The following is a 24303-nucleotide window of genomic DNA, read 5'->3' as shown; positions in this document are numbered from 1 at the left end:
AATCGACGCTAGCGGCCTCCTCGGCCAGTCATAAAATGCCAATTCGCGCAACGGGACGGGGGTCTCACTGTCGCCGGGCGCCGTAGTCCCGCAGGAACAGTGCTTCGGTCAGCGCCATGGCCGAGATTTCTTGCGGTGCGACGCTTTCGTTGGGCGCGTGGATGCGCGCTTGTGGTTCCTCGACGCCGATGAGCAGGATTTCGGCGTCGGGGTACGTCTCGGCGAAGACCGTGCACAGCGGGATCGAGCCGCCTTGTCCGAGCCTGCTCATCGGTCGGCCGTACGCGGTCTGCATGGCGTCGGCCATCGCCCGGTGGGCTGGGCCGTCGGTGGCGGCGCGGAAGGGACGGCCGCACGCCTCGATCTCCGTCGACAGGTGCACGCCCCTGGGTGTCACGGCGGCCAGGTGCCTGGTCAACGCGGTCGCCGCTTCGTGCGGCTCGACGCCGGGCGGGATCCGCAGATTCAGCCGAGCCCTGGCGTGTGGCGTGATGGCGGAGGCGGACCCGACGACCGGAGGGCAGTCGATCCCGAGGATCGTCAACGTCGAACGCGCCCACAGCATGTCCGCGACTCCGGCACCGCCGAGCAGCGCCGCGCCGGGGGAGAGCCCGGCGTCCTCGCGGAACTGCGCTTCCGGGTACGGGGCTCCGGGCCAGAGACCGTCGTTGGGCAACCCCCGGACGGTGGTGTTGCCCTCGTCGTCGCGGAGGGTGGCGAGCACGGACACCAGTACGGCCAGCGCGTCCGGGGCGGGTCCGCCGAACATGCCGGAGTGCAGTGCGGACGGCAGCGCGTCGACGGTGACGATCATGTTGACCATGCCGCGCAGGCTGACCGTGACGGCGGGCCGTCCGACCGCGACGTTCCCGGTGTCGCACACCAGGATCGTGTCGGACCGCAGGAGGTCGGCGTTTTCGGGGACGAAGGCCTCCAAGCCGCCGGTCCCTTGTTCTTCGGAGCCTTCGACGACCAGTTTGAGGTTGACGGGCAGGTCGTCGCCGAGTGCGCGCAGGGCGGTGAGGTGCATGAGGATGTTGCCCTTGCAGTCGGCGGCGCCGCGCCCGTACCAGCGTCCGTCCACTTCGGTCAGCTCGAACGGTGGTGTGTGCCATGCGTCGTCCTTCAACGGCGGCTGGACGTCGTAGTGCGCGTAGAGCAGAACTGTCGGGGCGTCTTCGTTGCCGCACGGCCGGGATCCGACGACGGCCTGGCTGCCGTCCGGGGTGTCGGCGAGCCGGGTGTCGGTGAACCCGGCTTCGGTGAAGGCATCCGCCACCCAAGTGGCCGCGCGATGGCACTCCGCGGGCGGGAATTGCCGTGGGTCGGCGACGGACGGTATCGAGACGAGCTCCGCGAGTTCTTCGCGTGCCTGCGGCATCAGTTCGTTCACCCGGTCACGGATCTCCATCCCCATCACCCTCCTGTCACGCTGGTGAAGCCTTGCTGTTCCAAGTACTGCTGGAAGCCCTCGAGTTTCTCGGGGCAGTAGACCTCGATGACGAGCGTCTGCCCGCGCACCAAGGTGCTCACCGGGAGCACCGGGCGCGTGCCGGGTCCGCCGCCGGAGATTCCGCCCTCGCTCGTCGCGCGGGCGAACGCCGCGTTCGGGTCGGCGCAGATCGAGCCGCCGTCCGTGCCGAGCAGCCGGACGAGCTGGTCCCGCGACGGCGTGCGGGCACCTTCCTGGACCAGCCGCGTCACGAGCAGGTCGGCCTTCGTCTCGGCTTCCGTCGTCGAATGTGCGGAGCGGAACAGCAGGTATCCGGCGAGCAGCAGCACGCCCAGCGCGATACCCACCACGAGGTACACGGTCTTCCGCTGCCTGCGGCTCGATCGTTCGTCCACAGTGGTCACGACGCACTCGCCTCCGATTGCTCCGGCAGCCGCCATGACGGTTTACGCAGGCGGTAGAACAGGAACGGCACGAGCAGACCGAGGCCGAGCGCGCCGCCGGCGACGACCCCGAGGTACACCCACGGGTTGCCGGAACCGAACTGGGACGGCGGGACGAACCCCACCAGCAGTGCTGCCAGCGACGCGCAGAACCCGACCCCGCACAGACCGACCAGCATCGGTGCGCGGTAGCCGCGCGGGTGATCGGGGAACTTGCGCCGCAACCGCACCGCGGCGACGAACATCAGCAGGTACATGATCAGATACACCTGGGTGGTGATCACCGAGAAGATCCAGTACGCGCTCGAAACGTCCGGGATGAACGCGTAGAGCAGGGCGATGAGTGTCGTGATCCCGCCCTGGACGACGAGGATGTTCTGCTGTACGCCCTGTTTGTTGAGCCGCTGCAGGAAAGGCGGCAGGTAGCCCTCTTGCCGGGAGATCAGCAACAGCCCCTTCGACGGACCCGCGAGCCAGGTCAGCATCCCGCCGAGCGACGCCAGGACGAGCATGATGCCGATCAGCGGTGTCAGCCACTGGATCCCGAAGTTGGCGAAGACGGCGTCGAAGGCCTGCATCACCCCGGCGGTGAGCGACAGCTGGTCGGCCGGGATGACCCAGCTGATCGCCAGCGCGGGCAGGATGAAGATGAGCAGTACGAGTCCCATCGCCAGGAACATCGCCCGCGGGAACTCCTTGCCCGGCTTGCGGAGCGAGGACACGTGCACCGCGTTCATCTCCATGCCCGAATAGGACAGGAAGTTGTTCACGATCAGCACGAGGCTGGCGAGTCCGGCCCACGCGGGAAGCAGGTCACCCGCCGACATCGGCGCCGCGGACGGGTGTCCCTGCCCGAGGAACACGAGACCGAGGACCACCAGGAGCACTCCGGGGATGAGCGTTCCGATGACCAGTCCGCCACCGGCGAGCCCGGCCACGCCCTTCGTGCCGCGAGAAGAGATCCAGACCCCTGACCAATACGTCACGACGATGACAGCGGCCGTCCACAAACCACTGTCGGCCAGGCTCGGATCGAAGACGTACGCGAGCGTGCTCGCGACGTATCCGAGCAGGCTCGGGTAGTAGAAGATCGTCATCGCGAACTGGCACCAGACGGCCAGGAAGCCCATCGGTTTGGAGATCCCGAGCGCCACCCAGTTGAAGACCCCGCCGGACCAGCCAGAGGCCAGCTCGGCCGAGACGAGCGAGGTCGGCAGCAGGAACACGATCGCCGGTACGACGTAAAGGAAAACGGCCGCGAGCCCGTACACGGCCATCGTCGGGGACGGGCGCAGGCTCGCGACCGAGCTGGTCGTCATGAGCGCGAGCGCGATCCAGGAGATCCACGCGGCGGGTGGCACCGCGCGGGCGCTCACGATGCTCTCCTGGCTGGTTCGGACAGTGGTCTGGTCATGGTCGTCGGCCTCCTCGAACTCACCTCGGCGTGTGCTCGATCGTGGTCCGCGCGGGGTCCGGCCGGGTCACCCGTTGCGGGCGAGACCACCCGGCTCCGCTGCACCGTGACGACCTGGCCGTACTGCCCGGCCTCACCCGGATCGGGGGAGTACGGCCGCGATCCGCTGTGCTTCCTTGGCCGTGACGCCTTTCGGTCAGCGGGAGAGCATGGAGGGGATCATGGGCGAAGACGTGCGGCACCAGTTCGTGGTGAGCAGACTCTGGGCGGGCGGCGGAGCGACGGCCTTGGTCGCGGCCTTGGCGGCGATCGTGGTCATCCTCGTCGCGACCGGACTGTTCGGTGTGCCCGTGCTGGTCCCGACCGGGGAGGGCGCGTGGGGCGGTATCGGCGCCGCGGCCTACGCGGTGAGCGCCGCGGTCGCCGCGCTGGCCGCGACCGGGTTGCTGCATCTCCTCTTGCTCGGGACACCGCGCGCCAGGTCGTTCTTCGTCTCGATCATGCTGCTCCTCACGGCGATCACCGTGATCATCCCGATGAGCATCGACGTCGATCAGGGCGCCAGGTTCGCGACGGCCGCCGGGAACCTGTTCCTGGGCGTGGTGATCACCGGCACGTTGTCAGGTGTCCTCCGTTCGGCGATCCGGGCTGGCAGGCTGGTCCGCTGACAGCGCTTGATTCATCGGAACCAGGAACGGGTCGAGATCGAGGTCGGTGGTCGAGAAGGTGGCGTCGGCCGGGAGAAACCGGCGGAGACGGGCGAAGACCAGATGCCGTGCGTTCGCGGCCGCCTGACGGGTCGCGTCGAGGATCGCCTCCGCCAGCGCCGTGGACGCCGGGCTGCGGTAGACCCTCGGATCAATGGCCAGATCCACCAGTTCGCCACGGCTGGTCACCGTCGCGATGATCAGCCCGTCCGGGGACTCGGCCGAGACACGCAGATCGGCGGTTTCGTTCCGGACCGTTTCGATTCCGGTCACCAGTTCCTCGTAGGTGTCGCGCATGCCGCCGAGTTCGAGGTCGCGTCGGTTCACGAGGGATATCCCTTCATGCTGACCACGTTTCCGTCCTGATCGAGTACGACGGTCGTCTTCGCGGTCCACCGGATTCTCAGGTCGTAGGGATCGGCGAGGCCGTGTGTCTTCTTCTCGGCTTCGTTGCTCTTGTCGATGTCCGTCGTGTAGATCGGGTTGGGATCGATCTCGTCGTTCCAGACGTAGCGGCTGTCCAGGGTGACCTCGTAGTTGCCGTCCGGGCGGGAAGTCACCTTGGTAGTGCCGTCGAACTGGAAATCGTCCGCGTCCGTGCCGTGCAAGTACTGGTAGCCGACCATGCTTTCGCCGTTTTCGAACGTGGCGTGGAAGCGTTGCGAGAAGTCGTCGCTCGCGCCTTCGCCGTTGCGGTACCCCTCCAGCGCGGTGCGGGCCTCGGTCAGCGTCGGCCCCAGAAGCTGTTCACGCAGGCGCTGGTTGGCCATCATGTAGTCCGTCCACTTGGGATCGTTGTCGATCGTCAAGTCGGGACCCGCGGTCAGGTAGCGGGCGAGGATCTCCCGGCCTGCCCAGTCGTTGTCCCAGTCCTGACCGAGGAACGGTGGATTGCCGACACCCAACGTGGATTTCCCGCCGAACAGTGACTCCTGCTCGATGTGGTGCAATCTGTCGTTGATCGCCGAAGCGACTTTCTCGACGATGAGAAACCGAGCGACTGTCTTGAACGCGCTCGGTAGCTTGCCCGCCAGCCGGTAGGGCCACCGGTTCGCGTCGATGATTTTGTGGATGTACTCCTTCACCGACTTGATGTCGTTCGCGAACTCGCCGCTGATGCTGCCGAGGCGGTACATCTCCGGTGCCACGATGACGGTCGCGAAGTCCACGTTCCCGCGGAGCTTGGCCGCCATCACCTGTCCTGCTTCGTCGCGCCATCCCGTCCCCACGGCGGGCAGGTCGTGATCGACCCGGCTCGCCCACCCCGCCACGCCCGCGCCGTTCAGCCAGTTGCGGGACAACTCCGCCACCAGGTCTTCATTCGTGTCCGGCCAGAAAGTTCGCGGTTTCACCGCCGGCCACAGCCCGTGGGTGTCGCCGGGTTCCTGGATCACCGGGGGAAGCCGTTCGCGGCGGCCTGGTCGGCGGCCGCGTACACCTGAACGGCGGCCAAGCCCCCGTTCCCGGAGGAACCGAAGTCCGCGATGGCCTGTGACGCGCCGTTGCGGGTCACCGCGGCGCCGGGATCGTGGCTCTTCGGATCGAAGTCCGTCGGCTTCTCGGTGCCCCCGTCGTACCGTGTGCGAAAAGCCCGCGCCAGTCTGTCCTGGCCGATTCCGGGCTCATTGGCCGTTATCGCGCGCTGGATGTTCTGCCAGTCTTCGGACATCGCGTTCGCCAGAGCGACGATGCCTTGCATGATCGGCTCGATCACGTCGATGTCCATGTCGGCCCGGTCGGGCGCCATCGCTCAACTCCTCCGCAGCAGACCTGATTCCACGAGCGACTGTGGCGGCAAGAAGAGAGCCGTGCTTCCCGATGTCCGCTTCCGGACAGGCTGTCCTGTCTCGGAAACGCCGAAACCCGGTGAAGGGACACGATCGTGTCCCTTCACCGGGTCGCAAACACGGAGGGGCCGCCCCGCGCCAACAGGCCGGCCCCGGCAAACCCTGTGCCTAGAGCGTCAGACCAGCCATCCGAGCACGTGGGCCAGGTGCGCGAGCAGACCCGAGATCAGGTCGTGGCCGTGGTGCACGTGCTGGGTGAACATCTGCATTGAGGGGCTCCTTGTTCGGATTTCGTGTTCTGTTGTGCTCTCGCGAGGAGCGATCGCAGATTTTCACCGCGTTGGCGCCCTGTCAAAAAACGATTTCCCGAACCTCCGGCGAGTCATGAATCTTCCTACGATAAACACGTAAGTCTTTCGGGTTTTGCGTCAGGGGTGGGTTTCGCGGGCGCTGACACTGTGGGTAGCAAGCTTGAGTCGGGTCAATGTGGACGCCGGGCGTCCACTACGGCAAGTGGGCGCGGGCATTACCCGAACCGGTGATCCACTTGCCACGAATGGTGAGTCGGCGAGAATCACCGATACGGGTGACGGACCCGGCTTTTCGGCGAGACATCGGGTTTCCGGCCGGACAGGCGCGATCACTCATGGTCAGGCGGCCTTCACCGAACGGTGGCGCAGGAGTGCGACGGGTCAACCTGTGCGGTAGGGACGTCGTCCTCGAGCCGGACGCTTCCCAGGCGTTTCGAAGGCTATCGTTCCGTGTGCGCCCACCGACCTCGTTGAGAAAGCTCGCTCCCGCGGTGGGCGACGGAGTGCTCGCCGTCTTCATGATCGGGTTCACGGTCGAAGCAGGCTTCGCCATCGATCTACCGGGGTTCCGGCCTTTCGACACGGTTGGCGTCCTGCTGAGCGTGCTGGTCGGGGTCTTCGTGCTGCTGCTGGCCGGGTGGGCCGCGTACCATGCCCTCGGAGAGACGGACAAGGCCACCGCAGCGTGGCATCAGATGGTGGATCTGCTCCACGCCAAAGGACGCATCGAGGAAGCAGGCCGTATCCAACGTCACCTCGTCGAACCCGGCCGTGCCTAGCCGAATTCTTCCGACTGGCCGCGAACAGGGCGGGCAATCCTCCCCTTGAGCAGACCCAGGTTCGCCAGCGGGATGTAGTGGCCGATCCGCGGATGGTCCAGCGTCACACCGAAGACCCCGGACTCGCCGAACGCGGCAAGGTAGTCGATCGCGGCAGGCATCGGCACGCCGAACAGCGGCACCGCGTCACCCTCCGGGATGGCCAGGCCGAGAGCGTGGGCGGCTTCGTTCGCCCGCGAAGCGCTGCTGTAAAGGCAGATCATCGGCCCTTGATCGGCGGCCACCGCGTAGGGACGGGGGCGGTCGGCCGGGCCGCGCGCGATGAAGAACCAGTGTTCCAAGCGGGTCACCTGCCGCCACAGTGCGATCTGCGCCGCCGTGTCTCCCGCGGGCGCTGCTTTGACCGCCTCGTCGAGACGGTCCAGTTCGGCGACCAGCTCGGGGCTGTTGTCTCCCGCCATTATCCGGTTCTCTCTCGCGTCTGAGCTCAGCTGTCGACGCCACCTTGGTGGCTGCGCCCGGACTCCGAAAGGGCCGAAGAGACCACACCGAGCGGAGGTCGATCCGTCGGTTTCGGCCGGTCGGAGGGGAGGTGGCTGTTAGGGTCCGGGCCCATGCGGGTGTGGTGTTGCGGTCTGGTCGTGGGCGTGGGTGTGCTGCTCGGCGCGTGCGCCGCGGGCGGGTCGAGGACCGGCCAGGTGGTGCCGGCGACGACTGCGGAAGTTCCGAAGACGGTGGCGACCGGCCCTCTGCAGACGTCCACGCCGTCGCCGCCGGAGACCCCGGCTACCACCACGACCCAGCTGACACCGGAGACGACGCGGACCACGACTCATCGCTCCACGACGACCGCGAAGCGCCCGACGACCCCACGCCGCACTCCCACCCGCAGACGCTGACAGGTACTACCCTCCGTCGCCGCCTCGCGCGGGCGTGTGGTTCGCGTATTCAGCCAGCTGGTCCAGGACCGAGGCGGGGTCCGGCATCGCCGCGATCCGCGCGGCGAGGGACACGGCGGAATCGCGGTAGGACGGGTCGGTGAGCACCGTGCGGACGGCGTCGCGGATCCCGCTTCGGGTGGGGGAGCCGGGATCCGCGAGTACACCGGCTCCCGCGCCGGCGACCTGGGCGGCCATGTCGAACTGGTCGGTGGCCAGCGGCGAGACCACCAGCGGTACGCCGTGCGCGAGTGAACCCAATACGGTGCCCGAGCCCGCGTGACAGACGACAGCGTCGACATGGGGCAATATTTGTTGCTGCGGAAGGAAGTTCTCGATCCGCACCTCGGCGGGCTGTGCGCCGAACCGATCCCGGTCGCCGTCACGCCCGATCGTCGCGATGACGTCGACTCCCTCGCCATACAACGCGGAGAGCATGGTCTCCAGCACCCCTGGCCTGGTGTTGTGCGAAGTCCCCGCCGTGACGTAGACGGTCTTGCCGTGCCGCAGTCCTTCGAGGACAGGAGGGCGGTTTCCAGGGGCGGGAAGAATTCCTTCCGGGCGGATCGGCAGGCTGACCGGGTGATCCCAGGTGGTTTCCTTTGGCCGCAACACTTCCGGCCAGATGTCCAGATATGGAACGGTTTCGTGCTCGGGGAACCGGTCGAGACCGAAGCGCCGCACGATCGGATCGAGCGCCTGCCAGCCGCCCGCCATGATCGCGGCGGGTTTCGGCGGTCCGATGCCGTGCACCACGTACGGCAAACCGGCGATCGCCGCCGCGGCGGGCGCGGCGAACTCGGCGGCACCCGCGACCACCAGATCGGGCCGGTGCTCTCGGATCGCGGCCAGCATCCCGTCCACTCGCGACCCGGCCCCGGTTTCGGCCATCACGGTGACCACGTACGCCAGCTTTTCGTCCGGCGACATCACGGCGAGTTCGGCGGGCGAATACCTGCCCCAGGCCTGACGGGCGGCCGCTTCGTCGCCCTGTCCGTCCACGCCGATCGTCGGCAGGCCGGACGCCCGCGCATGCTCGACCGCGCCCGACCCGGTCGCGAACACGACGTCATGTCCGCGATCCCGCGCCGCCACAGCCAACGGCAGTAAGGGGGCGATGCGGCTGTAACCCGCTCCGGCGGAGAAGAACAAGCGCATCACCGAAGGCTACTGCTGGACCCGAACCGACCACGAGGTCGAACACTGAGCATGCATGGTCCCAGGCTGATTGCGGGCGCCAGGGTAAGTGGCTATCTTCACGGGTGTCCGATGGTTGACTACCGGTGTCCGACTATCGGACATCGACCGGCAGTTGTTCCGAGGAGAGTGGACATGCCCGACCTGCCCGTTCCGGACGAGGTGGCCGTTGCGAACCCCAGGGCCGGGGTGAGCCGTTCGGTGTTCCGGCGTGTGCTGGCGGGCAGTACCGCCGGGGCGGTGCTGGAGTGGTACGACTTCGCCCTGTACGGCATCCTCGCCGCGACCGTGCTCGGGCCGCTGTTCTTCCCCGGCGGTAACGGCGTCGCGCAGTTGCTGCTGGCCTTGGCCACCCAGGGACTGGGGTTCGTCGCGCGGCCGATCGGTGGCATCGTCTTCGGGCATCTCGGTGACCGCCTCGGCCGTAAACCTGTGCTGGTCGTGACGTTCCTGCTGCTCGGTCTGTCCACTTCGGCCATCGGGTTGCTGCCGACGTACGCACAGGCGGGTATCGGGGCGACGATCTCGCTCGTCGTCCTGCGCCTGGTCCAGGGCTTCGCGCTCGGTGGCGAGTTCGGTGCCGCCGTGCTGATGGTCGGCGAGTACGGAAGCCCGCGCCGCCGGGGGTTCTGGTCCGCCTGGCCGCAGGCGGGGGCCCCGCTCGGCACGGTACTGGCGACCGGGGTCGTGGGGTTGCTGACGATCGCACTGCCCGGTGGGCAGTTCGAGCACTGGGGCTGGCGCATCGGGTTCCTGCTCGCCGTTCCTTTGCTGGTCATCGGTTTCTGGATCCGCCGCCGCATCGACGAATCGCCCGTGTTCCAGCAGGCGCGTTCACGCGCCGACTCCGCCGCGGCCGAACGGCCGCGGTCGAGCATCCTGGAAACGCTCGCTCATCCGGGACCGGTGCTGCGCGGTCTCGGCGTGCGTCTGGGCGAGAACGTCGCGTTCTACGTCTACACCGTCTTCGTGGTGGCTTATGCCACGACTTCGTTCGGATACACCAAATCCGACGTCTTGCTCGCGGTGACCGTCGGATCCCTGCTGCAGTTCGCGGGCATGCTGGCGGGCGGCCACTGGTCCGATGTGGTCGGGCGGCGGATCGCGATGCTGGTTCCGGCCGCGGGACTGGCGGTCTGGGCGCCGTTGTTCTTCCTGATGGTCCAATCGGACAGCCTGCCGCTGCTCTACGTCGGCGTGGGCGTCGGCGCGGCGCTGCACGGCCTCCTCGCCGGTCCGGAGGCGGCCTGGATCGCGGAACTCTTCCCGACCGAGCGCCGCTTCGCCGGAGCGTCCCTGGTCTTCCAGGGCTCGTCGATCATCGCCGGCGCACCGGCGCCCCTCATCGCCGTCTGGCTCGTCAAGAACCAGGGGACCACCGCCGTCGTGCTGTACCTGGTCGCCACCATCGCGGTCACCCTCGTCGCCTTGCTGTTCAGCGCCGAAACCAAGGGGACCGACTTCGGCGCCGAGCAGGTTTAGCCACCGGGCTCCAGACGGATGCCTACGCACTTGAAAGTGCCTTTTGTAAGCCCTCCCTTACTCACTCATGATGGTGTTACGCACTACCAGTGAGGTGAGAAAGATGGTCGAACGGGAAACGCCGCCCAAGAGGGTCGTCGTCGAGATGTGGTCTGACCTGGGTTGCCCATGGTGTTACCTCGCCAAGTCCCGGCTCCGGACCGCGATCGAGCAGAGACCGGACGCGGATCGGTTCGAGGTCGTGATGCGGTCCTTCGAGCTGAACCCGGCCGCGCCGAAGCGACCGGAGACGGTCGAGGAAGCCTTCATTCGCTCCCACGGCGGAACCGCCGCCCACTTCATGGCGGCAGAGCGCCGGATTCAGGCGATCGCCCGCGAGGAAGGCCTCGAGTTCACGCTGGACCGTCTCAGCGCCAACACCTTCGATCTGCACCGCGTGGTGCAGTACGCCAACGCCGAGGGGCTGGGGTTCGAGTTCTTCTCGGCTGTTCAGGACGGCTTCTTCGTCGGCGCCCTCAACCCTTACGCCCCTGAAGCCCTGGCCGGGGTCGCCGAGTCGGTGGGGCTGGAAGGCAGGCGAGTGCACGCGATCCTCGCGAGCGGTGAATACGCCGACCGCGTACGCGCCGACCGGGCCGAAGGTGTGGAGCTGGGCGCGACCGGCGTGCCGTTCGTCGTCCTCGACCGGCGGGTCGCGGCCCCTGGGGCGCAGAAGGTTCCGGTCTACGGACAGCTGCTGGAGCAGGTGGCAGCCCGCGCCGCGGATTCTTCTACGAGCTGACCGCGGTCTTGCCCCGGCCGACTCCGGTCAGCTCGCTGGCCGTCCGGTTCGCGGCGATCTCGCGGTGGTGGGCGGCGGCCCAGCCTGCCATGGCCTTGACCGCTTCCATCAGCGACCGGCCCAGCTCGGTGAGCTCGTACTCCACCCTCGGCGGGACCTCGGGGTACGCGGTCCGGGTGATCAGCCCGTCGCGCTCGAGGTGCTTGAGCGTCTGGGTCAGCATCCGCTGCGAGATCCCCGTGACGCTTGCCTGCAAGTCGGAATAGCGCAACTTGCCGGTGTTCAGGGTGCTGATGATCAGCACGGTCCACTTGTCGCCGATGCGGTCGAGCACCTCGCGGATGAACGCGCTGTCCTCCGGCCAGGTCTGGCACGGACCTGCGATCTGTCGCTCCGGCGCCATCTCGAATACCTCTCATCTGGTGTGCAACCGCACTACCAGTATGTAACGCCCTCGACCCACTCCGGAAGGACCCAACCCATGTCGTATCTGCTTCACATCGACTCGTCCTCGCTCGGCAAGGCCTCGGTCTCGCGTCAGGTCGCGCAGTCCTTCCTCGACGGCTGGCGCGGTGACGTCGTTCACCGCGACCTGGCTGCTTCGCCCGTGCCTCATCTGTCTGCGGCCGGAATCACCGCCCGCGCCACCGCCCCCGCTCAGCACACGCCCGAGGAGACCGAGGCGGCCGCGTTGCAGGACGCGTTGATCGAAGAGTTCCTCGGCGCGAGCGCCTATCTCTTCACGGTCCCGATGTACAACCTGACGATGCCCTCGGTGTTCAAGGCGTGGCTGGACCAGATCATGGTCTTCGGCCGCACCATGGACTTCGAGGCCCCTTCGCCTGCCGCCGGTCGGCCGGCCGTGGTGATTTCGGCGCGGGGCGGCGGCTACGGTCCCGGCGCGCCCAAACACGGCCTGGACTATGTCGTGCCCACCCTCGAAGCCATGCTCGGCCGTGAGGACATGCTCGGCCTGGACCTCACCACCGTGATTCCCGAACTGACGATGGTGCCCGATGCCCCGGCCCTGGCCGCCCTGCTGCCGAAGCATGAAGCATCGATGGCCGACGCCCACCGCCGTGCCCGCGAGCTCGCCGCCACGATCGCCGCCTGAACCCGGACCGACCGCGGAGCCCTTGTCTCAACGAAGATCTTGCCGGTCCGAAGCCAGGACGTCCGCCAGGTCCGCCGGCGACGGGTAAGCGAAGACGAGGGCGACCGAAACCTCGATACCGAGGGCGCTCTGCAGGCCCGCGGTGATCTGAAAGGCGGCCAGTGAGTCCCCATTGGACTCGAAGAAGTCGCTGTCGGCGTCCAAAGTGTCATCACCGAGGGAATCGCGGTACAGCGACACGATCAGCTCGGGCAGGTCGCGGGTCGTGGTCATCGTGATCCGTTCTCGTCGGTCCGGGTCAGTACGGCTCGGTCGATCTTGCCGCTGTGGGTGGTGGGTACGCGGGCGATGCGGACGAACCGGCGCGGCATCATGTGTGGTGGCAGCGTTTCGGCCAAGTGGGCGCGCAGCGCGGTGTCGGGGACGTCGGCCAGTTCGCCCACGACATGCGCGCTGAGGGAGACCCGGCCTCGTTCGTCCTTGTCCGAGGTGAGAACCGCGCCGGTCACGGCCGGATGGGTCAGCAGGGCGCCTTCGATCTCGGCGGGATCCACGCGATGGCCCCGGATCTTGAGCTGACGGTCCATCCTGCCCAGGTACACCAGGGTGCCGTCGGGGCCTCGCCGGGCCAGGTCCCCGGTGCGGTACAGCCGTGCTCCCGGCGGGCCGAACGGATCCGGGACGAACCGTTCGGCGGTCAGGGCGGGGCGTCCGCCATAACCGCGTGCGACTCCGACGCCGCCGATGTGGATCTCGCCGGTGGCACCGTCGGGTACCGGCCGGTGATCCGGACCGAGCAGCCACACCGACACGCCGTCGATCGGCGCCCCGATCAAGTCGGCCGTCGTGACCGGATCCTTCGGGACGGGGTACCGGGTCGACGTCATGGTGCATTCGGTCGGGCCGTACTGGTTGACCAGCCTGCCCGGCAGCAGGCGCCTGCCGCCCGAGGTCAGGAACGGCAGCAGCGACTCTCCACTCGAAACGACCAGCCCGACCGTCCGCAGTGCCGCCGCGGCTGCCTCGTGTCCGGTCAGGAAGCCGAGGAAAGTCGGGGTCACGCTGAGCAGCGCGGTGATGCCGAAAGCGCGCACGGTCTCGGCGAATTCGGCCGGTCGCAGCAGCCTGGCGCGGGGGACGAGCACCACGCAGCCACCGGCGACGAGCGGTGCGAACACATCGCGGATCGACGCGTCGTAGCCGATCGGGGCCGCCTGCAGGGTGACCGTCCCCGGTCCCAGCCCGTTGTCCGTGCCGATCGCGCGCAGGTAGGACCGCAGACCGCCATGTTCGATCAGCACGGCGTTCGGCTCGCCGGTCGAACCGGACGTGTGGCTGACGTAGGCGAGCGTGCGCGGGGTGACCTCGGACAGGCGCGTCGCCACGGTGGGCGGTGCGGTCTGGTCGATCGGGACGACCGGACCGGGTACGGGCAGCGAGAGCCGTTCGGCGAGCGCCGCCGTCGTCACCAGCATCCACGCACCGCCGGTTCGGCACATGGCTTCGAGACGTGCGTGCGGTAGGTCGGCGTCGAGGGCGAGGAACGCGCCACCCGCCCGCGCCACGGCGGCCATCGCGATCACGGCGTCCACACCGCGGTCGACGGCGATGGCGCAGACCCGTTCCGGCCCCAGCCCGTGGCCTGCCAGGCTCCGCGCGAGCCGCTGGATCCGGTCGGTCAGCTCCCCGTAGCTCAGGTGACCGTCCGGGGTGCGGATCGCGGGTGCCCCGGCGGGATGAGCGAAGAGATCGTCGACGAAGCTCATGTCGGCTCGCCGGCCAGCAGTTGCGCCACCTCGTCGTCTGAGAGCCCGGCGATCTCGTCCTCGAGCGCCTGGGTCACCGCCCTGGCCAGCTCGGCGACCGTGGTGGCTTCGAACAGGCGGCGCAGCGGGAGCTCCACGGCGAACGCGGTCCGCAGCTCGGCGAGAACGCGCGTGGCGAGCAGCGAATGCCCGCCCAGCGCGAAGAAGTCGTCCGTCACCCCGATCCGGTCCACCCCGAGCACCTCGCGCCAGATGTCGGTGATGAGCTGTTCGGCCGGGCCACGGGGTGCCTCGGCCGGGCCGGTGCCGGACGCGGTCAGTTCCGCCGCGGGCAAGGCCTTCCGGTCGACCTTCCCACTCGCCGTCAGCGGCAGGGCGGGGAGTTTCGCCCAGCGTGCCGGGACCATGTACTCCGGCAGCAGTGTGCGCAGATGTTCGCGCAACGTGTCCGCGCCCGGCTCACCGACCACATAGGCGGCCAGCAGCGGGGCGCCCGACGGATCCGCCGCGGTGACCACCACGGCCGCGTCCACGCCGGGATGCCGCAGCAGGGCCGCCTCGACCTCCCCGAGTTCGATGCGCAGACCGCGGATCTTGACCTGATGGTCGATGCGCCCGAGGAACTCGATCGTCCCGTCCGGACGGTGCCGCACCAGGTCTCCCGTGCGGTACAGCCGTGCTCCCGGCGGACCGAACGGATCCGGGACGAACCGCTCGGCGGTGCGGGCGGGGTCGTTGTGGTAGCCGCGGGCCAGCCGTACCCCGCCGAGGCACAGCTCTCCGGGGACCCCGGTGGGAACCAGGCGGAGATCGGCGTCCACGACGTAGGCGCGGGTGCCCGCGACCGTGCGGCCGAGCGGCATCGCGGCACCCGCGGGCTGACCGTCGAGTTCACCGGTCACCGGATGCAGCACCGAGCAGATGGTCGCCTCCGTCGGCCCGTAGCTGCACAGGAACCGTCCCGGCAGGCCGGAGTCCGCCCACATCCGGGCGTCATCCACCGTGACCACGTCGGCGCCGACGTTCATCAAGCGCAGGCCTGCCAGCAGATCCGGGCCGTAGCGCATCGCCTCGCGGTAATAGGCGGGGGTGGTGTCGATGATCGTCACCCCCTGTTCGGCGAGCCTGGCCGGCAGTTCGGCCGGGGTCCAGAACAGCGGATCGCTCACCACGATCGTCGCGCCGGCGAGCAGGGTCGCGCCGATCTGGTCCATGGACACGTCGAAGGTGAGCGCGGACAACAGGACCACCCGGTCGTCGGAGCCGATGGTGTAGGCGTCGGCGATCACGCGGCAGTGATGGGCGTAGGACCGGTGCTCGGTCATGACGCCCTTAGGCCGCCCGGTCGAACCGGAGGTGTAGATGAGGTACGCCAGCGTGCGCGGATCCGGCCGGGGTTCCAGGTCCGTGCCGTCACCGTCGGACCAGTCGACGCCGTCGACGGCCACCACTTCGCGGTCGCCGAAACGCCCGGCGAACTCGCGGGTGGTCACCACGAGCCGCGCGCCGGCGTCGGTGAGCATGAAATCGAGCCGGTCCGCGGGATGCCGCGGGTCGAACGGGGCGTACCCGCCGCCCGATTTGAGCACGCCCAGCAGGACCACCACCGCGTCGAGCGAACGCTCCAGGCATACCCCGACGACGGTCTCGGGCCCGGCCCCGCGCGATCGCAACAGCCGGGCGAACCGGTTGGCCCGTGCGTTCAGTTCGGCATAAGTCAGCTGCTGTCCGCCACAGACCACGGCCACCGCCTCGGGCCGGTGTGCTGCCTGTCGTTCGACGAGTTCGGGTACGCACAAAGAGTGCTCGCCCGCCGGGTCCAGAGTGGACAGTCGCTCGTGATCCGGGTCGGACCAGTCGTGCAGCAGGCGACGGCGTTCGTCTTCGCCGAGAACGTCCAACTCGGCCAGCTCGCCCTCCGGTGCGGCGCCGATGCCCGCCAGCAGACTCAGGTAGTGCCCCGCCATCCGCTCGATCGTCACCCGGTCGAACAGGCTGGTCGCGTACTCGAAGACACAACGCAGCTCTCCGCCGTCGCGTTGCTGCACGGACACGGTCAGGTCGAACTTGGCGACCGAGGCGCCGGCCGGGATCGGCTGGACCGCGGTGCCGCACAAGGTGTCCGGCCGGTTCTCCAGATTCTCCAGCTCGAACATGATCTGGAACAGCGGGTTGCGGGAGAGGTCCCGGTCCGGCTGCAACGCGTCGACGAGATGCTCGAACGGCAGGTCCTGCCGGGCGAATGCCTCGGTGCAGCCGCGCCGGACCTGGTCGAGCAGCTCGACGAAGGTCGGCGAACCCGACAGATCGGCCCGCAGGACCAAGGTGTTGGTGAAGAGACCCAGTAGTTCTTCGGTCTCCTGCCGGGTCCGGCCCGCTACCGGCGTGCCGACCGAGACGTCGGTGCGCCCGGTGTAGCGCCCGAGCAGTACGTGGAACGCGGCGAGCATGGTCATGAACGGTGTCGCGCCCTGCCGGGCGGCCAGCTCGGTCACCGCACGGGCGACCGGAACCGGGACGGTGACCGAAACGGTGTCCCCGCGCGGGTCACGCTGCGCCGGACGCGGCCGGTCGGTGGTCAGCTCGACCGGGGTGAGCCCGGCGAGCCTTTCCCGCCAGTACCGGAGCTGACCGGCCATGTCTTCGAGGGACCGTTCGGATCGCTGCCAGGCGGCGAAGTCGGCGTACTGGACGGGCAACGGCTCGACGTGGGCCTCGTTCAGGTCGCGGAACAGGATGGCCATCGACCAGGCGTCGAAGGCGATGTGGTGCAGGGTCAGCGCGACCAGGTGCTCGTCCTCGGCCACCCGGATCACGGTGACGCGCAGCGGATGCTCGCGTTCGAGATTGAACGGACGGCCCGACACCTGGCGCAGCAGTTCGCGGGCCGCGTCGGGCTCGCCGGTCAGGTCGACGAGGCGGAACGCGACCGGTCCCGGCGGGTCGACGATCTGCACGGGTTCGCCGTTCCGGTCGACGTAGCGGGTGCGCAGTACCTCGTGCCGGGCGGCGAGCCGGTCCAGGGCGTGCTGGAACGTCTTGACGGAAAGCGGTCCGGAAAGCCGCAGGGCCAGCGGGACGAGGTACTCGACGCTGCCGGGGTCGAGCTGGTCGAGGAACCACATCCGCTGCTGGGCGAACGACAACGGCAGGCCGCCGTCACGCGGGACCGGCTGTATCGCCGAGAAGGCGGCTCCGGTGCTGCTCGCGTCGAGCCGGGCGGCGAGGCGTTCGACGGTCCGGTCGTCGAACAGCTCGCCGACCGTCAGCTCTCCGCCGAACTCACGCCGGAGTTTCAGCACGAGCCGGATGGCGAGAAGCGAGTGGCCGCCGAGGGCGAAGAAGTCGGCGCGGACGCCGACGTGCCCGACCCCGAGCAGTTCGGCCATGGCGGCGGCGACGAGCTTTTCGGTCGGTGTGCCTGGCGCCGTGTGATCGTCCGAAGCGGACTCGGGGATACCGTCCGGCGCGGGCAGCGCGGCACGGTCGAGTTTGCCGTTGGGACCCAGCGGGAGTGCGTCGAGGGCGTGGACGACCGGAGGGATCATCGGCGACGGCAACCGCCCGGCGAGGTGCTCGTGCAGGTCGGCGGGCATCGTTCCGTCGGCGGGCACCGCGTAGGCGACGAGAGTGGTGTCCCCGGCCGGTGTCCGGTGGGGGAGAACGGCGGCCGCCGTGACACCCGGATGCGCGCACAGCGCGGCCTCGATCTCGGCGGGCTCGATCCGCACACCGTTGATCTTGACCTGATCGTCGACGCGGCCGACGAACTCCAGCACGCCGTCCTGCCGCCAGTGAACCAGATCGCCGGTGCGATACCAGCGTTCGCCGGGAATCGAGGGGTAGGGATGCGGGGTGAACTGCCGGGCCGTCTGAAGTGGACGATCGACGTAGCCGCGGGCGAGCCCGGCGCCGCTGACACACAGCTCGCCCGGCACCCCGATCGGCACGAGCCGTTCCGAGGCATCCACGACGAACACCCGTGTCCCGGACAGGGGCGTGCCGATGGGCACGGTGCCGTCCTGGTCGTCGCGCCGGTACCGCCACGCGGTCACGTCGATGGCGCATTCCGTGGGACCGTAGGTGTTTTCCAGCTCCACGTCGAGCAGCGTGGTCAGGCGACGGCACAGCGACGCCGGCAGCGCCTCACCCGCCGAGCAGATCAAGCGCAGCGACGCGCACTCGGTGAAACCGGGCTCGTCGAGCAGCAGGCGCAGGACCGACGGGACGAGTTGCAGGACCGTGGCGCCGTGCCGGACGATCGCCCCGGCCATCGCGGCGGGATCGCGGTGGGCGCCAGGCGGCGCCATGACCAGGGTGGCACCGGCGGCGAACGGAGCCAGCAGCTCCCACAGCGAGGCGTCGAACCCGATCGTGGTCTTCTGCAGGACCCGGTCCGCGGCGGTCAGCTGGGTGCGGACCGACCACAGGACCCGGTTGCGGATGCCGTCGTGGGTGACGGCGACTCCCTTGGGCCTGCCTGTCGAACCCGACGTGTGCACAACGTAGGCGATCTGCGCGCCGTGGATCGCCGGGCGCTCGGCGAGCGTGTGACGGGCGATGGCGTCCCGATGCTCGTCCAGATCGATCCTGGTGAGCGCGTCCGGCAGCTCGACGTCCACGGTGGAGTGCGACAGCACCAGCGTGGCGCCGGTGTCGGCGACGACCTGGCGAAGGCGTTCGGCCGGGTGGTCCGGCGGCAGCGGGACGTAGGTGCCGCCCGCGGTGAGGATCGCCAGCAGCGTGACGACCAGGTCGGTGCCGCGGTCCAGCGCGACGCCGACGGGTGTCTCCGTGCCGACGCCCTGCTGTCGCAGGTAAGCGGCCAAGGCACTGACCCGTTCGGCGAGTTCGCCGTAGCTCAATTCGTCCACATCGGACACGACGGCCACGGACCGTGGAGCTCGTGCGGCCCGGTCGAAGAACAACTCCGGCAAGGACTGTCCTGCCGTCACGGTCGCCGCCGTGCCGAAGGAACGCAGCCGGTCCTGTTCGGACTCGGCGACCAGTTCGAGCAGATGCGCGGGATCTTCGGGGGCGGCTGCGATCTCTTCGAGCAGCCGGAGGTAGTTGGCGGCCATCCTGTCGATCCTGGCGCGATCGAACAGGCTCGTCGGATAGATGAGCTGACCCTGTACCGAACCGTCGGCGAACTGGGCCAGGTGCAGCGACAGGTCGAAAGCCGAGGCGGCCCACAGCGGCGGACACAGCGAGACGTCGAGGCCGGGTAGCCGATAGGGCTGGCGACGGGCGTCGTACCAAGCGATACCGGCCTGGAAGACCGGGTTCCGGGACGGGTCGCGCTCCGGCTCCAGCCGGGCGATGACCTGATCGAACGGCACGTCCTGGTGCGCGTACGCCTCGAGAGCGGACTTCCGTGCCTGCCCCAGAAGCTCCTCAAAGGACGGGTCGCCGGACAGATCACCGCGCAGCACCAGCGTGTTGAGGAACATCCCGATCAGGGACAGCTCGTCCGGACGCCTGGTGGAGACCGAGACCCCGACGGCGATGTCGTCCTGTCCCGAATAGCGGGCCAGGAGGAGCTGGTACGCGGCCAGGTACACCATGAACGGCGTCGCGCGGTGGGTGCGGCCAAGCTCTCGCAGCTTCTCGGCCAGTGCGGACGGCACGATGAAATCGACGGAGTCGCCCTCGGCCGCCCATCGTGCCGGTCGGGGCCGGTCGGCGGGCAGTTCGAGCGGGACGAGCCCGGCGAGCCGATCCGTCCAGTACGCGAGCCCGTCGTCAGTGGCTCTCCGCTCGCGGCGGCGCAGGGCATCGTGGTGCTGAAGACCCGGCTCCGGCAGCTTCGTCGCGCCGTAGAACGCGTCGAGTTCCCTGGCCAGCACGCTCCAGGACAAGCCGTCGAAGGCGATGTGGTGCACGGCGATCAGCAGGACCGCTTCGTCGACGGCCAGCCGGACGAGGGTGACCCGCCACGGCGGTTCCGTGCGCAGGTCGATCGGGGTGCGCAGATCGCGCAGCCGGATCTCCCGCAGGCTCGCCTCCCGCTCGGACGGCGACTGGCCCGAGATGTCCACAATGGATGGATTGACCGGCGCCGGAGCCGTGACGACCTGCACCGCGGTACCGTCCACCGTGTCGAACCGGGACCGTAATACCGCGTGCCGCGCCGCGATCTCCGTCAAGGCCGCGGTCAGTGCCTCGACGTCGAGGTCACCACGCAGCCGCAGGGTCGCGGACAGCAGATGCTCGATGGCCGCGCCGGAACGCAGCTGGTCGATGAACCACAGCTGTTCCTGCGCCGACGACAACGGGTGGACGTCACCGCTTGCCACGATGGTCAGCCTTTCGTGCCGTTTTCGCCGGTCGAAGGTTCGGCCATGGCCACGGCGATCTTCCGGGGGCCGGTGAACGGTTCACGGCCGTGTGAGGAGAGCATGTTGTCGACCATCAGCACGTCGCCGCGTTGCCAGTCGAAACGCCGGGACGCGGCCCGGTAGCAGTCCCGCAGGTGGGCCACGACCTCGTCGGGAATGGTGCCGCCGTCGCCGTAGTAGGTGTTGGTCGGCAGGTCTTCTTCGGCGAGCATGGCGCGCAACCCCGCGCAGACGTCCTCGGCCAGCGTCGTCACGTGGAAGAACGTGAGATGGTTGAACCACACGGCCTCGCCCGTGACCGGGTGCCGGTGCACGGCCTGGCGACGGGCCCTGGTGCGCAGCCCGTTCCGGTCGAGCCATTCGGTCTCGACGCCGTTGCGCGCGCAGTAGGCCGTGACCTCGTCGCGGTCGGTGGTGTTGAAGGTCTGCTGCCACGGCAACCCGAACGAGTCGGTGAAGTTCCGCGTCACCATCCAGCCCCTGGCCTCGAACTCCGCCCGTACGGCGGGATCGATCGCGGCGAGGATCCGCCGGGTGTCGGCGAGCGGCGTCGCGCCGAGGGTGTCCGGCGGCCGCACGCAGTAGAAGAACAGGCTCAGCGGCCAGGCGGCCTGGTAGGAGTTCTCGTTGTGCAGGAAGATCTCCTCGGCTTCCGGATAGTCCGTCGAGGTGTACACCTGCCCCTTGATCGTGCTGCGGGGCGACGAGCGCTCCTGGTAGGTCAGCGGCGGGCCTGCCAGGGTGCGGACGGTGGTGTCGAACCCGTCGACGTCGTCGATGCCGAACCCGCGCAGCAACACGGCGCCGTGTTCGAGCAGCTTGTCCCGGATCGCGGCGCGGCCGGCCGTGAGCGACTCCTTGCCCTGGCCTGGCGTCATCACGAGGGGCAGGGCACGTTCCTGCACGGACGGTACAGCGGTCATGTCCGCCATCGTGTCCGTTCGGCCCGTGCCCCAGAAGAGAATGACGGGTAGTGCGGATCGCACCGCCGTGCCGGAGGTTCTGCGTGTTCTTCTCTGCACCCGCGCACGCCCTCGCGGGCAGGCTCGACCCACCGGTGAACCGACAGCCGGGTGCGCCAGTGACTTCCAGGAGAGACACCCATGCGCGAGGAGCAGACCGACCAGCGTGCTTACCTGGTCGTGGTCAACGACGAGGAGCAGTACTCGATCTGGCCGTCCGACCGTGACCTTCCGGCGGGTTGGCGTGCCGAGGGGGAGCGCGGCGGCCGCGAGGAGTGTCTCGCCCGTATCGCCGAGGTGTGGACCGACATGCGGCCTTTGAGCCTGCGCCGTCAGCTCGATCCGACAGCGGGCTGAGCCGGCGAAATCCCATGGACCTGAATGAGGACGAACCGGCGGGTGTGCTCGCCACGATCGGCGCGACACCGCTGGTCGAACTGACCAGGCTCTACCCGTCGGCCGGGTTCCGGCTGTTCGCCAAGCTGGAGGGCCACAATCCCGGCGGCAGCAGCAAGGACCGCGCCGCACTGTCCATGCTCGCCGGCGAGATCCGCGCGGGACGGCTCGTCGCGGGGCGTTCGGTGGTGGTCGAGTCGAGCTCGGGCAACCTGGGGATCGGGATGGCCCAGGTGTGCCGGTACTACGGGATCCGGTTCATCTGCGTGGTGGATCCCCGTACCAGCAAGCAGAATCTCGCGATCATGCGCGCGCTGGGCGCGGAGATCGAGATGATCGAGCACGCCGATCCGGTCACCGGCGACTACCTGCCGGTCCGCCTCGGCCGCATTCGCGAGCTGACCGAACGTCTCGAACACGCCTACTGGCCGAACCAGTACTCCAACCCCGGCAACCCGGCGGCGCATCGGAACACCATGCGCGAGATCGTCGGGCAGGTGCCGGGGGTACTCGACTTCCTGTTCTGCGCCACCAGTTCCTGCGGGACACTGCGCGGCTGCGCCGAATACGCGCGGGCCAACGACCTGCCGGTGACCATCGTGGCCGTCGACGCCGCAGGCAGCGCCATTTTCGCCGACACTCCGGGCCCCCGGCTGATCCCTGGACACGGTGCCGCCGTCCGCCCCGGTCACCATGCGGACGACTTGGCCGACCTGGTCGTACACGTCGCCGATCTGGACAGTGTGCGCGGCTGCCGCCGCCTCGCCGCCCGCGAAGCGATCCTCGCGGGCGGTTCGTCCGGTGCGGTGGTCGCGGCCGTGCACAGCGTGCGCGAGCTGGTGCCACCCGGCGCGACCTGCGCGATCGTCCTGCCCGATCGGGGCGAGCGGTATCTCGACACGATCTACGACGACGCCTGGGTCACGACCCATTTCGGCGGTGTCCCCACGGACGAGCCCGAGCGGGTCCTGACGCGTTATTGATCGCAAGTCCGTGAAGGCCTCCTTGAGGGACTCAGAGTCCATCAAGGAGGCCTTCACGGACTACCGCTTCGTTGGAGTGGGCAGAGGGGTGTCCACCAGTTTCGGTGCCGACCGGACGGCCGGGCTGATCACGGTCGTCAGGGCCAGCGCCGCCATCCACAGGGTGAACAGCCACACCGTCGTGGTGGCGCCTGCCTTGCTCAGCAGGACGCCGCCGATCAGCGAGCCGAGCGGGACGGCCCCGAAGGCGATCATGCCCGCGGCGGCGAGCACCCGGCCCCGGATGTGGTCCGGGGTGATGTCGAGCTGGTAGGCCGAGATCGCCACATTCCACAGTGGACCGACGAACGCCATCGCCGCGAACACCGTACCCAGCAGGAGCGGCTCCGTCACCAGCGCCAGCAGCGGGACCAGCAGGAGCCAGACCCAGTTCGCACCGATCACGACCGTCTTGAGCGACAGCCGTTTCGCCGCCGCGGGGGCGAGCAGCGAGCCGAGCACCCCGCCGACCGCGATGATGCCGAGCATGACACCGATGATCGACGGGGAAGCGCCGTGGTCGGTCGCGATCACGATCACCACCAGGAACAGCGCCTGGAACAGCAGGTTGCTGCCGGCGATCAGGAACGTGGTCGTCCGGAGGAACGGTTGCCGCCACAACCAGACGGCGCCTTCGGTGAACTCGGCCCCCCTCGGCCGCCGGTCAGTGGTGTCGCGCTGGACCTGGAAGTCCTTGCGGATCAGCCCGAGGGTCACCACCGAAACCAGGTAGCTGGCGACGTCGAACACGAACGGTGCCGAGCGGCTGAGGCCGAACAGCATCCCGCCGAGCGGCTTGCCCAGCATGGCCGCGCCCCGGCGGCGGGCCTCGTTGTGGGCCAGCGCCTGGGCGACCTGGGACGTGTCGACCACGTTGGGCACGGCGGCCGCGGCGGCCAAGCGGTAGCACACCGCGAAGGTGCCTTCGAGGAAGCCGACGACGAGGATGTGCGGCAGGGTCAGCCGACCGAACAGCAGGGCCGCCACGACGGTGCTCAGCGCCAGGGCACACAGGAGATCGCAGTAGATCATCGTCCGCTTGCGATCGAATCGGTCGACCAGCGCACCCGCGGGCATCTGGAAGAGCAGCTGAGGCAGCAGCGAGACGAATCCGGTGAGACCGGCGTCGGCCGCCGAGCCGGTCAGGGCGAGGACCAGCAGCGGGTAGGCCACGTTGGACACGTTCGAGCCCAGGATCGACACCGCCGATCCGGTCCACAGCAGAACGAAGTCGCGGTTTCGGTGCAGCGGCGGCGCCTGGGCATCCATGCTCCCGATGCTTATCGCCATCGGCGTGCGCGCACAGAGAAGGATCGGTACTCCGGCGCGCGATCGGCTGCGTGAACGCGCGCCACCTTCACCCTGCCGAATGTCCGCGCGGGCCGGGCATCCTCGACCGATCTGGACAGG

At 68.8% G+C, this 24303-nt stretch carries 21 protein-coding genes; 7 read left to right on the top strand and 14 right to left on the bottom strand.

Features of this window, described 5'->3' with window-relative positions; genetic code table 11:
• Positions 1 to 64 precede the first annotated feature (64 nt).
• The 3 genes from AMYAL_RS0132775 to gadC are packed head-to-tail and all read right to left on the bottom strand — an operon-like array spanning position 65 to position 3272.
• Positions 65 to 1411 (bottom strand): dipeptidase, encoded by a 1347-nt coding sequence (locus tag AMYAL_RS0132775; RefSeq protein ID WP_039795927.1) that lies wholly within the window; start codon positions 1409 to 1411, stop codon positions 65 to 67.
• A 5-nt stretch (positions 1412 to 1416) separates the two neighbouring features.
• Positions 1417 to 1857, bottom strand: coding sequence for a hypothetical protein (locus AMYAL_RS0132770; RefSeq protein ID WP_020635520.1), 441 nt, complete (start codon positions 1855 to 1857; stop codon positions 1417 to 1419).
• The gene (gene gadC, locus AMYAL_RS0132765; RefSeq protein ID WP_020635519.1) at positions 1854 to 3272 is read right to left on the bottom strand and encodes a glutamate/gamma-aminobutyrate antiporter GadC; all 1419 of its coding nucleotides are present in this window, start codon (positions 3270 to 3272) and stop codon (positions 1854 to 1856) included. The genes AMYAL_RS0132770 and gadC overlap by 4 nt, the downstream gene beginning before the upstream one ends.
• Before the next feature lie 259 nt (positions 3273 to 3531).
• Between gadC and AMYAL_RS0132760 the strand changes: the two genes are divergently transcribed.
• Positions 3532 to 3978 (top strand): DUF6069 family protein, encoded by a 447-nt coding sequence (locus AMYAL_RS0132760; RefSeq protein WP_143267846.1) that lies wholly within the window; start codon positions 3532 to 3534, stop codon positions 3976 to 3978.
• On the opposite strand, the gene AMYAL_RS46635 is transcribed toward AMYAL_RS0132760, so the two are convergent.
• From AMYAL_RS46635 to AMYAL_RS0132745, 3 genes are read right to left on the bottom strand one after another with little or no spacing between them, the layout of a single operon-like run.
• Positions 3931 to 4344: a YbaB/EbfC family nucleoid-associated protein gene (locus tag AMYAL_RS46635; protein ID WP_020635517.1), complete on the bottom strand. Its 414-nt coding sequence runs from the start codon at positions 4342 to 4344 to the stop codon at positions 3931 to 3933. The genes AMYAL_RS0132760 and AMYAL_RS46635 overlap by 48 nt on opposite strands.
• Positions 4341 to 5411: a WXG100-like domain-containing protein gene (locus AMYAL_RS0132750; RefSeq protein WP_020635516.1), complete on the bottom strand. Its 1071-nt coding sequence runs from the start codon at positions 5409 to 5411 to the stop codon at positions 4341 to 4343. The genes AMYAL_RS46635 and AMYAL_RS0132750 overlap by 4 nt, the downstream gene beginning before the upstream one ends.
• Positions 5408 to 5764, bottom strand: coding sequence for a hypothetical protein (locus AMYAL_RS0132745; RefSeq protein ID WP_020635515.1), 357 nt, complete (start codon positions 5762 to 5764; stop codon positions 5408 to 5410). Before AMYAL_RS0132745 ends, AMYAL_RS0132750 begins: the two co-directional genes overlap by 4 nt.
• A gap of 842 nt (positions 5765 to 6606) precedes the next feature.
• On the opposite strand from AMYAL_RS0132745, the gene AMYAL_RS0132735 reads away from it, so the two are divergent.
• A complete protein-coding gene (locus AMYAL_RS0132735) occupies positions 6607 to 6894 on the top strand; it encodes a hypothetical protein (protein WP_020635513.1) in 288 nt (95 codons plus the stop codon).
• Here AMYAL_RS0132735 and AMYAL_RS46630 read toward each other — a convergent pair.
• Both AMYAL_RS46630 and AMYAL_RS0132720 read right to left on the bottom strand, forming a co-directional pair.
• Entirely contained in the window at positions 6891 to 7355 is a 465-nt protein-coding gene (locus AMYAL_RS46630; RefSeq protein ID WP_020635512.1) for a hypothetical protein, read from the bottom strand. The two genes, AMYAL_RS0132735 and AMYAL_RS46630, sit on opposite strands and share 4 nt — an antisense overlap.
• Before the next feature lie 444 nt (positions 7356 to 7799).
• The gene (locus tag AMYAL_RS0132720; RefSeq protein WP_026467641.1) at positions 7800 to 8990 is read right to left on the bottom strand and encodes a glycosyltransferase; all 1191 of its coding nucleotides are present in this window, start codon (positions 8988 to 8990) and stop codon (positions 7800 to 7802) included.
• A 174-nt stretch (positions 8991 to 9164) separates the two neighbouring features.
• On the opposite strand from AMYAL_RS0132720, the gene AMYAL_RS0132715 reads away from it, so the two are divergent.
• Positions 9165 to 10511, top strand: coding sequence for an MFS transporter (locus AMYAL_RS0132715; RefSeq protein WP_020635509.1), 1347 nt, complete (start codon positions 9165 to 9167; stop codon positions 10509 to 10511).
• Between the two features lie 103 nt (positions 10512 to 10614).
• Positions 10615 to 11292: a DsbA family oxidoreductase gene (locus tag AMYAL_RS0132710; RefSeq protein ID WP_020635508.1), complete on the top strand. Its 678-nt coding sequence runs from the start codon at positions 10615 to 10617 to the stop codon at positions 11290 to 11292.
• Here AMYAL_RS0132710 and AMYAL_RS0132705 read toward each other — a convergent pair.
• Positions 11282 to 11695: a winged helix-turn-helix transcriptional regulator gene (locus AMYAL_RS0132705; RefSeq protein ID WP_020635507.1), complete on the bottom strand. Its 414-nt coding sequence runs from the start codon at positions 11693 to 11695 to the stop codon at positions 11282 to 11284. The two genes, AMYAL_RS0132710 and AMYAL_RS0132705, sit on opposite strands and share 11 nt — an antisense overlap.
• Positions 11696 to 11773: 78 nt before the next feature.
• Between AMYAL_RS0132705 and AMYAL_RS0132700 the strand changes: the two genes are divergently transcribed.
• A complete protein-coding gene (locus AMYAL_RS0132700; RefSeq protein WP_020635506.1) occupies positions 11774 to 12406 on the top strand; it encodes an FMN-dependent NADH-azoreductase in 633 nt (210 codons plus the stop codon).
• Between the two features lie 27 nt (positions 12407 to 12433).
• Here the strand turns inward: AMYAL_RS0132700 and AMYAL_RS0132695 are convergent, their stop codons facing one another.
• From AMYAL_RS0132695 to AMYAL_RS0132680, 4 genes are read right to left on the bottom strand one after another with little or no spacing between them, the layout of a single operon-like run.
• Positions 12434 to 12679 carry a phosphopantetheine-binding protein gene (locus AMYAL_RS0132695; RefSeq protein WP_020635505.1) on the bottom strand — a complete coding sequence of 82 codons (246 nt, stop codon included), beginning with the start codon at positions 12677 to 12679 and terminating at the stop codon, positions 12434 to 12436.
• Positions 12676 to 14172, bottom strand: a complete 1497-nt coding sequence (locus AMYAL_RS0132690) for an amino acid adenylation domain-containing protein (RefSeq protein WP_020635504.1) — start codon at positions 14170 to 14172, stop codon at positions 12676 to 12678. Before AMYAL_RS0132690 ends, AMYAL_RS0132695 begins: the two co-directional genes overlap by 4 nt.
• Complete coding sequence (locus AMYAL_RS0132685) at positions 14169 to 20471, bottom strand: non-ribosomal peptide synthetase (protein ID WP_020635503.1); 6303 nt, start codon at positions 20469 to 20471, stop codon at positions 14169 to 14171. Before AMYAL_RS0132685 ends, AMYAL_RS0132690 begins: the two co-directional genes overlap by 4 nt.
• A 5-nt stretch (positions 20472 to 20476) precedes the next feature.
• Positions 20477 to 21436 carry a TauD/TfdA family dioxygenase gene (locus tag AMYAL_RS0132680; RefSeq protein WP_026467640.1) on the bottom strand — a complete coding sequence of 320 codons (960 nt, stop codon included), beginning with the start codon at positions 21434 to 21436 and terminating at the stop codon, positions 20477 to 20479.
• Between the two features lie 180 nt (positions 21437 to 21616).
• On the opposite strand from AMYAL_RS0132680, the gene AMYAL_RS0132675 reads away from it, so the two are divergent.
• Positions 21617 to 21832, top strand: a complete 216-nt coding sequence (locus tag AMYAL_RS0132675) for an MbtH family protein (protein WP_020635501.1) — start codon at positions 21617 to 21619, stop codon at positions 21830 to 21832.
• A gap of 14 nt (positions 21833 to 21846) precedes the next feature.
• The gene (gene sbnA / locus AMYAL_RS0132670; protein ID WP_020635500.1) at positions 21847 to 22854 is read left to right on the top strand and encodes a 2,3-diaminopropionate biosynthesis protein SbnA; all 1008 of its coding nucleotides are present in this window, start codon (positions 21847 to 21849) and stop codon (positions 22852 to 22854) included.
• Between the two features lie 60 nt (positions 22855 to 22914).
• Here sbnA and AMYAL_RS0132665 read toward each other — a convergent pair whose 3' ends face one another.
• Positions 22915 to 24162: an MFS transporter gene (locus tag AMYAL_RS0132665; RefSeq protein ID WP_020635499.1), complete on the bottom strand. Its 1248-nt coding sequence runs from the start codon at positions 24160 to 24162 to the stop codon at positions 22915 to 22917.
• Positions 24163 to 24303: the final 141 nt, after the last annotated feature.

Origin of the sequence: Amycolatopsis alba DSM 44262 (genome assembly GCF_000384215.1) — a bacterium.
GTDB lineage: Bacteria > Actinomycetota > Actinomycetes > Mycobacteriales > Pseudonocardiaceae > Amycolatopsis > Amycolatopsis alba.
Note: the sequence above shows the minus strand (reverse complement) of the source record. Positions and strands in the feature narration are given on the sequence as shown.

Coding starts and splice junctions, on each gene's coding strand:
- AMYAL_RS0132775 (WP_039795927.1), bottom strand. CDS start 1,411: ATGGAGATCCGTGACCGGGTGAACGAACTGATGCCGCAGGCACGCGAA.
- AMYAL_RS0132760 (WP_143267846.1), top strand. CDS start 3,532: ATGGGCGAAGACGTGCGGCACCAGTTCGTGGTGAGCAGACTCTGGGCG.
- AMYAL_RS0132745 (WP_020635515.1), bottom strand. CDS start 5,764: ATGGCGCCCGACCGGGCCGACATGGACATCGACGTGATCGAGCCGATC.
- AMYAL_RS46630 (WP_020635512.1), bottom strand. CDS start 7,355: ATGGCGGGAGACAACAGCCCCGAGCTGGTCGCCGAACTGGACCGTCTC.
- AMYAL_RS0132720 (WP_026467641.1), bottom strand. CDS start 8,990: ATGCGCTTGTTCTTCTCCGCCGGAGCGGGTTACAGCCGCATCGCCCCC.
- AMYAL_RS0132715 (WP_020635509.1), top strand. CDS start 9,165: ATGCCCGACCTGCCCGTTCCGGACGAGGTGGCCGTTGCGAACCCCAGG.
- AMYAL_RS0132710 (WP_020635508.1), top strand. CDS start 10,615: ATGGTCGAACGGGAAACGCCGCCCAAGAGGGTCGTCGTCGAGATGTGG.
- AMYAL_RS0132705 (WP_020635507.1), bottom strand. CDS start 11,695: ATGGCGCCGGAGCGACAGATCGCAGGTCCGTGCCAGACCTGGCCGGAG.
- AMYAL_RS0132700 (WP_020635506.1), top strand. CDS start 11,774: ATGTCGTATCTGCTTCACATCGACTCGTCCTCGCTCGGCAAGGCCTCG.
- AMYAL_RS0132695 (WP_020635505.1), bottom strand. CDS start 12,679: ATGACCACGACCCGCGACCTGCCCGAGCTGATCGTGTCGCTGTACCGC.
- AMYAL_RS0132690 (WP_020635504.1), bottom strand. CDS start 14,172: ATGAGCTTCGTCGACGATCTCTTCGCTCATCCCGCCGGGGCACCCGCG.
- AMYAL_RS0132680 (WP_026467640.1), bottom strand. CDS start 21,436: ATGACCGCTGTACCGTCCGTGCAGGAACGTGCCCTGCCCCTCGTGATG.
- AMYAL_RS0132675 (WP_020635501.1), top strand. CDS start 21,617: ATGCGCGAGGAGCAGACCGACCAGCGTGCTTACCTGGTCGTGGTCAAC.
- sbnA (WP_020635500.1), top strand. CDS start 21,847: ATGGACCTGAATGAGGACGAACCGGCGGGTGTGCTCGCCACGATCGGC.
- AMYAL_RS0132665 (WP_020635499.1), bottom strand. CDS start 24,162: ATGGATGCCCAGGCGCCGCCGCTGCACCGAAACCGCGACTTCGTTCTG.